Source organism: Agathobaculum ammoniilyticum (assembly GCF_025567315.1).
GTDB classification, from domain to species: domain Bacteria; phylum Bacillota; class Clostridia; order Oscillospirales; family Butyricicoccaceae; genus Agathobaculum; species Agathobaculum ammoniilyticum.
This window is the reverse complement of the sequence record NZ_JAOQJE010000011.1, coordinates 50,404-59,166: the sequence shown is the minus strand read 5'-3', so window position 1 is coordinate 59,166 and position 8,763 is coordinate 50,404. Positions and strand designations below refer to the sequence as shown.

Sequence of the window (8,763 nt, the reverse complement as noted above, 5' to 3'; positions counted from 1 at the left end):
ACTCATCATCGCATTCCGCCTTTTGCTGTCCAACACAACATATTTGGAGGGCAGGTTTGTCAATGCCAGCGCTTTCATATCTGCAACACAGCGAGCACAGCGGCATTGCAGCATATGTTCTACATAGTATGCTGCTTCCTCCTCCACCAGCTCCTGCAGAACGTTAATGTATTGGACATCCTTTTCCCCATGCGGTGTTACAAAGGCCTGTTCTTCCTTTGCGCCTTGTGATGGAAAGCATATCTTTTTCTGCTCCGCTGGTTCCGGTTCCGTTGACGGCATATTGTCGACTGCTTTTTCATCCGGAGGCGCCTCCTCCTCCGCTGTTTGCGCCGGTATTGCGTTCACCTCTGCTTCCAGCGCCTGTAACAGACCTGTGCGTATCTCGTCCGACAATGCCTTTTCCCGATCCTTTGTGGTCTGCACGATAGGGACAACCGGCAGCGGTGCGGATTGTGCCATGCGCTCCGGCACAGCTGACGCTTGCTGATCCGGCTCATCCTGGTCCTCTATTTTCTTCTGTACAGCCGGCTTGCGAGGGACCGTAGCTTTCCTTGCGGCCTTGCGCTTCACCGCTTTTTTCTCTTCCTGCGTTACGTCAGCCGGCTGCCGTACCTCCTCTGTGTTTTGCTCCGGCGTTTCACCCCCCTGCTGCGTGATCAGGTTCAGCACGCGCGCCGTTTTACTGCTGCGCTTTTCCGCCATGTTTTTTCCCCTTTCCCACGTTACTGCTCCACCGAGCCTTCCTGCAGTATTTCTTCAACAAGCGCAACAAAATCCATTGCAGGCTTGGAGTGCGGCGCATAGGTCACAACACTTTTCCCATGTGCGGGTGATTCCGCCACAAGCACACCCTGCCTTATTTTTGTTTCAAACACCTTGGTATCAAGCTGCTCTGCGATCTGCCGTGACAGATCCAGCACATCCCTGTTCAGGTTGAGCCGTGCATTGAATTTATTGAGCAGAATACCGATGACCTTCAGACGCGGGTTATAGTATTGCCTCACCGTTTCGATTGTTTCCTTGATCTGGGTTACGCCAAGCAGGCTGAGAATCTCAGGTGCCATCGGGATGATCAGCTTGTCCGCTGTCACATAAGCATTCACTGTCAACAGGTTCAGTGCAGGCGGCGTATCAATAATGATATAGTCGTAATCCGCCGACAGCGCGGACAGCTCGGTCTTGAGCAGGTACTCCCGCCCTGGCTTGTTGCACTCCAATTCCACACCGGACAACAGGATATTTGCCGCGAGCATGTCCCCATACTCCGTAGCACATAACGCCTGCTCGACCGGTATCTGTTTTTTAAACACCTCATACAGGGTATGTACATTATCAATATCTATACCGAGGCTGAAGCCGAGATTGCCCTGCGGGTCCAGATCGACGCCAAGAACTTTCTTCCCCTTTTCCGCCAGTGTAGCAATCAGCGCTGCGGCGGTCGTTGTTTTGCCAACGCCGCCCTTCTGATTGGTGACCGCAATTATCTCCGCCAATAAAATCACTCCTTTGTCTTTAAAAAAAAGCTTTCCGCCCTTAATTTTAGTATACTATACGTCGAGATAAAAATATAGGGATTTTTATTTTTTTCTGCATGATCCTGTTCACTGTATTATCACCCCGTATCATGGGGAAAGGAGTGTTTTTATGGCAGTAAGCAGTGTAGGCGGCAGCAGCGCCTCCAGCCTTTATGGCAGCCGCAATGTGCTGAGCGGACTTGCCAGCGGCATGGATACTGAAGCCATGATCGAAAACATGGTCATGGGCACAAAAAACAAAATCACAGCGCAGCAACAGAAACAGCAAAAGCTGCTGTGGAAGCAGGAAGCGTACCGCAGTATCAGCGATCAATTGGTGCAGCTTTCCACCAAATATACCTCGTACACCTCCTCAACCAATCTGATGAGTGCGAATTTCTTCAAGCCGAGTATTATCACTACAGCCGGTAAATATAAGGACTTAATTTCAGCTTCCGGCAGTACAACAAGCGATATTGTGATCCAGCGTGTCAGCCAGCTTGCAAAATCAGAAACCATCACCTTTTCCGGCTTGAGTGGTATTGACAACACCCAAAGCATTGACGCCTCCAAGGGCGTGGACTTGAAAGGTGATGTGAACGTAAGTAATCTGGCCGGAAAGCAGTTATCCTTTAAATATGGCAACAAATCCTTTTCCATTACATTTGACAGCGATCGTGAATACAAAAGCGTTGAAGATGTCGCTGATGAAATTAACCGGCAGCTTTCAAACGCCTCTGTCTCGCTTAGCGATGGCACCAGTATAAAAATGGACAGCAAGGTCAAGGCCGAGGTCGTCGATGGAAAAATTTCGTTCCAGTTTACCAACTCCAGCGAAACCAACACCCTCGAGCTGCTGGGCAGTTCCTCTCAGGAAGTGCTGACAGCGTTGCATCTGTCCGGCGGAAGCAAGCTGACGGCAACCGATAAAATCGAATCCTCCTCTGCAGTGGAAGCGACGGATCTGGCCACCAGCAAACCCGCCGGTGAGGTTTTAGCCGGTTCTTCCATGAAATTTACTTTCAATGGCACCACGGCAACAATCACGATGCCGGAAAAGGATTCTGCAGAATACAAGGCAATCTTCGAGTCCTCTGACCCCAATTCCGCTATGCAAAACTATCTGCAAACGCAGCTGGATCAGGCGTTCGGCTACGGTAGGGTTACGGTTTCCAACACCGCCTCAGATGGCACGTTCCAGCCCTCTTTCTCTGTTAAGGGTGACAGCGATACGCTTTCTATCGACTCCGGCACGCTCCATGTGGTTGGCAAGGGCGGCATTTTCGGTATCGACCGAGGCGCATCCAACCGTGTCAATACGAGCAAAACTCTGGGCGACCTGTATGGTACCGATTCGATAGAGCAGGACGGAAAGAAAATCACCATCATTAAGGGTATGACTGCTATTACCGGCCCTGATGGGAAAATCAAGACCGATGAAAGTGGAAACGCCCTGTATTCCTTTGAAATCAACGGTGTAAAGATCGGGGAATTCAGCGCAAACGACAGCATCAGTACGTTGACCAGCGCAATCAACAGCAAGCCCGAGGCCGGCGTCAAGCTCAGTTATTCCAAAACCTCTAACCAGTTTGTATTTTCCTCCACGCACGGTGGTACCGGCGGCCGCGTTTCCATTAGCGAAACCACCTCGGATGGGGCGGATAATCTTGCCGCCCGTTTATTTGGCACCGTCGAATACAGTGATGATGGCAGCACCGCAAAAATCCAGCGTTTGGACAAACAGGGGCAGTATGTCGACAGCGCTTCCTCCACCCGTATTCAGGGACAGGATGCAAAAATGACCGCGCTTATTAACGGTGTGGAACGGGAGCTGACCAGCGGCACTAATGCTTTCAACATAGACGGCTTTACCGTTACCGCCAGCGGCACCTTTGACGCGGCTGCGGAAAATGATTCCGGTGTTTCGTTCAGCGCAAAGGTGGACAGCGATAAGATTGTCGACGCAATCAAGAGCTTTGTCGAGGATTACAACAAGGTCCTCTCGGAGATCAATGAGCAGTATTCCACCCAGCCCGATTACAATAAGAGCTACGAGCCGCTTACAGAAGATCAGAAGGCGGATATGAGCGATAAGGAGATTGAAGCCTTTGAGACAAAGGCCAAGCAGGGCCTGCTGTTCAATGACAGCGACCTTGGTTCGCTCTCCAGCAGTCTGCGCTTTCTCTTTTCCGGCTCTGATTTGTCCAAAATCGGTATCAATGTTTCCACAAACTATTCAGATAAGGGCAAAATCACACTCGACGAAACCAAACTGCGTTCCATCCTTGAAACCGATCCGGATGCCGTGGCAAGCGCGTTTTCCGACCCGATGGAGCAAAAGCAGGTTACCAACGCAGACGGTACAACCACTTGGGTGGATGACACCTCCTCGGGCGGCGCTATTTCCCGCCTGAAAGTTCAGCTTGACAAATATGCCGGTACCACCGGCGCGACCAAGGGCATCCTGATCGAAAAGGCAGGCTCTCAGTATTCCCCCCTCTCCCTGCTGAACAATACGATCCAGAACCAGCTCGAGGATATCACCGATATGATTGACACGCTTACCGATAAATTGAATGATCAGATCGATACCTACACCGCGAAGTTCAGCAGGCTGGAGGTTCTGATCAGCCAGATGAATTCCCAGAGCTCCTACCTTGCCAGCTTAGGTGGGAGCGGCTATTGACCGGAAGGATGAAAAGCCTATGGATATGCATGGCTACGAACAGTATAAGGCGCAGTCTGTCAATACGATGACACGCGGCGAGCTGCTGTTGCTGCTCTATGACGAATTGGTCAAGCGCCTTACGCGCGCCGAGCTTGCCATAGGCAAGCAGGATTATACGCTTTTCGAGGCATCCATCACGCGCTGTATCGAAATCCTCGAATATCTGGACGATACGCTTGACCCACAGTATCCCATCAGCCACGACCTGCATCGCCTGTATGATTTTTTCACATATGAGTTGACCCGCGTAAAGATCGGGCGCAACACCAGAATCCTGGCAGAGGTAAAGCCGCGGCTGACCGACCTGCGCGATACGTTCCGCGCCGCTCAGAAAGAAGGCGGCGTATGAACGCACAGGCCCAACAGCTCCTGACCCAGCTCCGCCGCAGGTATACCGCTTTAAGCGAAACGCTTGATCTCACCGTACAGCTCGGCGAATCGCTGGACCGCGGAGACCGCACCTCTTTCGGACTTCTGCTCACCATGCGTCAAGAGTCGATTCTGCGACTTCAAGCCTCAGATCAGGCCATACACACCTTGTGTGCGAGCCTATCCGACGATATGCAGCAAAAATGGCAGGCCCTTCTGGACGGGGGCCTGCCTGAAGATGAAGAGGGTCAACTGCTCGCGCGGCAGATGGCGCAAAACCGCCAGTTGCTGGATCGGCTCCTTCCACTCAACCAGCGGCTCGAACAGGGTCTCTCCACACGCGGCTAATCCTGCACTGATTTTGACAGGAACCACAGCGGCGCTCCTGCGCTGCGGCTGTCGCTCAGTTCGTCTATGATGGTCTGGGCATCCCACGCAGCCAGACTGCGCGCGCGGCTGTTGGGGTCAGCTACAAGGATCTTCCCCTCCACTGTTGTACCGCGCAGCAGGATAAAATGTCCACCGCTTGTAAAATGTCCGGCTTTCATCAGCGCCACCGCAATGCGGCCACCGGAAAGCTGAAGGCGAAGCTCGTCCGCACTAAGCGTCCCTGCCGGATCACATTCCAATCCGAAGGCATCTGCTACCCCCTGCACGATAGAATGGTAAGAACCGCTTTGGGGTGCCCAATAACCATGTACAGCGCACCACGCCGCCATTTTTTCCGGATCAGTTTTCGTTCCGGTCATGCTTTGCACAGCCATTGCCATAACCGTGGGGCCGCATCCATAGCTGCCGATCGGATCGTTTCCATAGCTTTTATCCTTCCACGCCGAATCGCTTTGTGCAAAGTACGCAACGGAAATGGAACCGCCGGTCAGAAGTTCCTGCCCATCCTTTATTGTCAGCTCTGTGACAGATGGATCTGTGATCGCCTCCCCGCCGTCTGACAGCATGGGTTCGCTGGCTTTCTGCGGGTCTACCGTTTCCTGCTCCATAAGGGCAGGCTGTGCGAATTTATCAGTCAGCCAAAACCGGCCGGCGGCAATCACCTCGCCGCCGCGCTGCCAAAGTTGTTCCGCTTTCTGTATCACCGGCTTTGTGAGCTTGTCAAAAACCGGCCGATCCAGCCAGTAGGCGACTGCAAGCTCCGCACCACCAATGCAGCATACCATGAGGAGGAGTACGGTAACCGTATTTCTGATCTTGTGCTTTTTTACTTTTTTCACGCCGCTCACCTCCTTATCGTCAGCCTGTTTTTGATATCATAGCAGATAAACCCGTTTTTGTCCATTCTTGACCACCATTTTGTATTTTTCCGGAGGAACAACGCGTGCCCCAGATCGAATTTGACCATGTAAGCAAATATTTTATGAATGAAAAGCGCCGTTTTGCTGCAATCGACGAACTTTCGCTTTCGATCGAAGCAGGAGACTTTGTTTTTCTGATTGGCAGCAGCGGTGCGGGAAAAACAACGCTTCTCCGCCTGCTTGCAAACCACATCACTCCGGAGGAGGGCGCCATATGGGTGGAAGGGCAGCAGATCAACCGTATACCACAGTGGCGGCGTCCATTGTACCGCCGCCGGATTGGGCAGGTGTGGCAGGAACCAGCCCTCATTCGTAAAAAAACGATCGGGGAAAACCTTGAAATCGTCCAGCGGGCCATGGGGGTTTCCAATCGGGTTATCCCACAAAACACACTCAAAGCCCTCTCCATTGTTGGTATGCGCACTATGGCGGACTCCTATCCATACATGCTGTCCGGCGGGCAGATAAAGCTGGTCGAGCTTGCGCGAGCCATCATCTGCAACCCTCATATCCTGCTCCTGGATGAGATCACCGCAAATCTGGATGACGATACCGGCTGGGATATCATGAACATTTTAAACGAGATCAACCGCCGCGGTACAACCATCATTATGGCGACCCATGCTAAAAACTTTGTCAATATCATGTGCCGGCGCGTTGTTACGCTGGTTTCCGGCCGGATTGCAGGGGACGTCGAAAAAGGAAAATACGGCGAGTTGCGTTAAGCTGCCGTTTTTTATAAATTCATTTTCAAAACTCAGGAGGAATTTCACAACATGAAGCTGAAAAACATGCGTATTAGCGCACGACTTGCCGTAGGTTTTGCCATACCAATCATTCTGTCACTCATACTCGTCATATTTGCACTGATCAATACGATTTCTGTTAACAACCGTTACACCGATCTAATTAATGGCGAACTACAGCTTGAAACACAGGCGTTGGAATCTCAGGTCAATATCAACACCGCCGCTCGCTATGCACGCGATATGGTACTCGATACGAACAAGTCCGATTATGCCTCCAATCAGGAAAAACTGAATGAAGCCATCAGCAGCTTGGAGGAGAAAATTTCTTACTTACAGGAAAATACCGGAAAGTATATGGCAGCCAATGCAGCAGATGAGGTTATTGCCGCTTCGCAAAAATGGTTGAATATTGTTCCCGAAATCACTGCCGCTCTGGATAAAAATGATTTTGATGCTGCTACTGAAATCCTGCAGCAAGAGTGTACGCCGGCTTTGACTGCCCAAGCTGATGCTGCCCGCACTTTTATTCGCGGATTACAAAGTGACATAAAGGTCCTTATCGACAATGAAACCAGCAATGTCATACGGATCGCTATTATCTTTGTTAGCATGACACTGATCTTTCTGGCTCTCACACTTATCTTCGCTGTTAAGATCATCCACTCCATTCGGGTGCCGCTGTCCGAAGCGCGCGACGCTATCGTTGCTATGAGCGACGGCGATCTCGATCGTCCCGTTACTTATGAGTCCCGTGATGAGGTAGGTGAAATCTCCTCCGCGCTCAAGACCAGCCAAACGGTCCTGAAGGAATCCATCAGCGAAGTCGCACGCGTCACTACCAGTATGGCCAACGGCGATTTTACGATTTCTGTAAACGGAAATTTCCCCGGCGCACTTCAAACCGTATCCAACAATCTTTCCACCCTTCTTTCTACTTTGGGCAATATGATCTCCAACGCCATGTCCTCGGTCGACCAGGTATCTGCCGGTGCCGAGCAGGTTTCCAATGGTGCGCAGGCGCTCGCACAGGGCGCTACTGAGCAGGCAAGCGCGGTAGAGGAGCTTTCCTCCACCATTAACGATATTGCTGATGCTGCCCGCGAAAACGCCGAATCGGCGCGTGTAGCGAAGGAAAACGCGGACAAGGCCGGACAGCAGAATATCGCGAGCCAGGAGCAAATGGCCAAGATGATCGAGGCCATGAACGAGATTACAGCTACCTCGCAGAAGATCAGCAAGATCATCAAAACGATCGAGGATATCTCTTTCCAGACCAATATCCTGGCGCTCAATGCCGCAGTCGAAGCCGCGCGCGCCGGTTCTGCGGGCAAGGGTTTCGCGGTCGTCGCCGACGAGGTGCGTAATCTCGCCACCAAGAGCGCGGAAGCTGCCAGCAATACGACCGCTCTGATCGAATCCTCGATCAAGGCTGTGGAAAACGGCTCCGAAATCGCCCGCACTGCGGCGGATTCCATTACGCAGAGCGCAGAACTGACCACGCAGTCTGTTGAGCAGATCAGCCGGATCGCCGATGCCGCAGAGCATGAATCGGAATCCATCGACCAGATCATGCAGGGCATCGATCAGATTTCCACGGTTGTACAGACCAATTCCGCAACGAGCGAAGAATCCGCAGCGGCAAGCGAGGAGCTTTCCTCCCAGGCCAATATCATGCGTCAGATTTTCTCCGCGTTCCATGTCAACAGTTCCTCCTCTGCAAAATTCGGCGGCAGCCCTTATGCAGGAGGACTGTCCCCCGATCAGGGGGATACCTTTCGTCGCTCCTCCGCAGCAGGAAAATCCTTTACCGAGGACCTCGATAAGTACTAAGCGCTATTCCCTTACACCAGAATTGGTTACCGGCAATGAACTGATCGACTCTGAGCATACACAGCTGTTTGAAGCCATCAATGCCCTTCTGGATGCCTGTGCCTCCGGACGGGGCCGAGACTCGCTTCGGGACACCGCAGAGTTTCTTTCCGATTATGTCGCAAAGCACTTCGGGGATGAGGAACAGCTACAAAAGCAATACCATTATCCGCACTACGATGCACACCGTACCTTCCATGTAAATTATAAAAAGCAGATCC

General features: G+C 52.0%; 9 protein-coding genes. 6 read left to right on the top strand and 3 right to left on the bottom strand.

The window, feature by feature from the left end; genetic code table 11:
* Both OCV66_RS11795 and OCV66_RS11790 read right to left on the bottom strand, forming a co-directional pair.
* Nucleotides 1-705: late competence development ComFB family protein (locus OCV66_RS11795; RefSeq protein WP_147574444.1), on the bottom strand; the 705-nt coding region annotated here is incomplete at its 3' end.
* A 20-nt stretch (nt 706-725) separates the two neighbouring features.
* A complete protein-coding gene (locus OCV66_RS11790) occupies nt 726-1,496 on the bottom strand; it encodes a ParA family protein (RefSeq protein WP_054327113.1) in 771 nt (256 codons plus the stop codon).
* A gap of 151 nt (nt 1,497-1,647) precedes the next feature.
* Between OCV66_RS11790 and fliD the strand changes: the two genes are divergently transcribed.
* Genes fliD through OCV66_RS11775 form a run of 3 tightly spaced genes read left to right on the top strand, consistent with a single transcriptional unit; the run spans nt 1,648 to nt 4,962 of the window.
* Nucleotides 1,648-4,203, top strand: a complete 2,556-nt coding sequence (gene fliD, locus OCV66_RS11785; protein ID WP_054327112.1) for a flagellar filament capping protein FliD — start codon at nt 1,648-1,650, stop codon at nt 4,201-4,203.
* Between the two features lie 19 nt (nt 4,204-4,222).
* Complete coding sequence (locus OCV66_RS11780; protein WP_054327111.1) at nt 4,223-4,594, top strand: flagellar export chaperone FliS; 372 nt, start codon at nt 4,223-4,225, stop codon at nt 4,592-4,594.
* Nucleotides 4,591-4,962, top strand: coding sequence for a hypothetical protein (locus OCV66_RS11775; protein ID WP_107631887.1), 372 nt, complete (start codon nt 4,591-4,593; stop codon nt 4,960-4,962). The genes OCV66_RS11780 and OCV66_RS11775 overlap by 4 nt, the downstream gene beginning before the upstream one ends.
* On the opposite strand, the gene OCV66_RS11770 is transcribed toward OCV66_RS11775, so the two are convergent.
* On the bottom strand, nt 4,959-5,843 hold the full coding sequence (locus OCV66_RS11770; RefSeq protein ID WP_054327109.1) for a C39 family peptidase: 885 nt from the start codon (nt 5,841-5,843) through the stop codon (nt 4,959-4,961). The genes OCV66_RS11775 and OCV66_RS11770 overlap by 4 nt on opposite strands.
* Before the next feature lie 104 nt (nt 5,844-5,947).
* On the opposite strand from OCV66_RS11770, the gene OCV66_RS11765 reads away from it, so the two are divergent.
* From OCV66_RS11765 to OCV66_RS11755, 3 genes are all read left to right on the top strand, one after another.
* Nucleotides 5,948-6,649 (top strand): cell division ATP-binding protein FtsE, encoded by a 702-nt coding sequence (locus OCV66_RS11765; RefSeq protein ID WP_107631886.1) that lies wholly within the window; start codon nt 5,948-5,950, stop codon nt 6,647-6,649.
* A gap of 51 nt (nt 6,650-6,700) precedes the next feature.
* The gene (locus tag OCV66_RS11760) at nt 6,701-8,503 is read left to right on the top strand and encodes a methyl-accepting chemotaxis protein (protein ID WP_147574437.1); all 1,803 of its coding nucleotides are present in this window, start codon (nt 6,701-6,703) and stop codon (nt 8,501-8,503) included.
* A gap of 22 nt (nt 8,504-8,525) precedes the next feature.
* The coding region (locus tag OCV66_RS11755) for a hemerythrin domain-containing protein (protein WP_262564576.1) at nt 8,526-8,763 on the top strand (238 nt) is incomplete at its 3' end.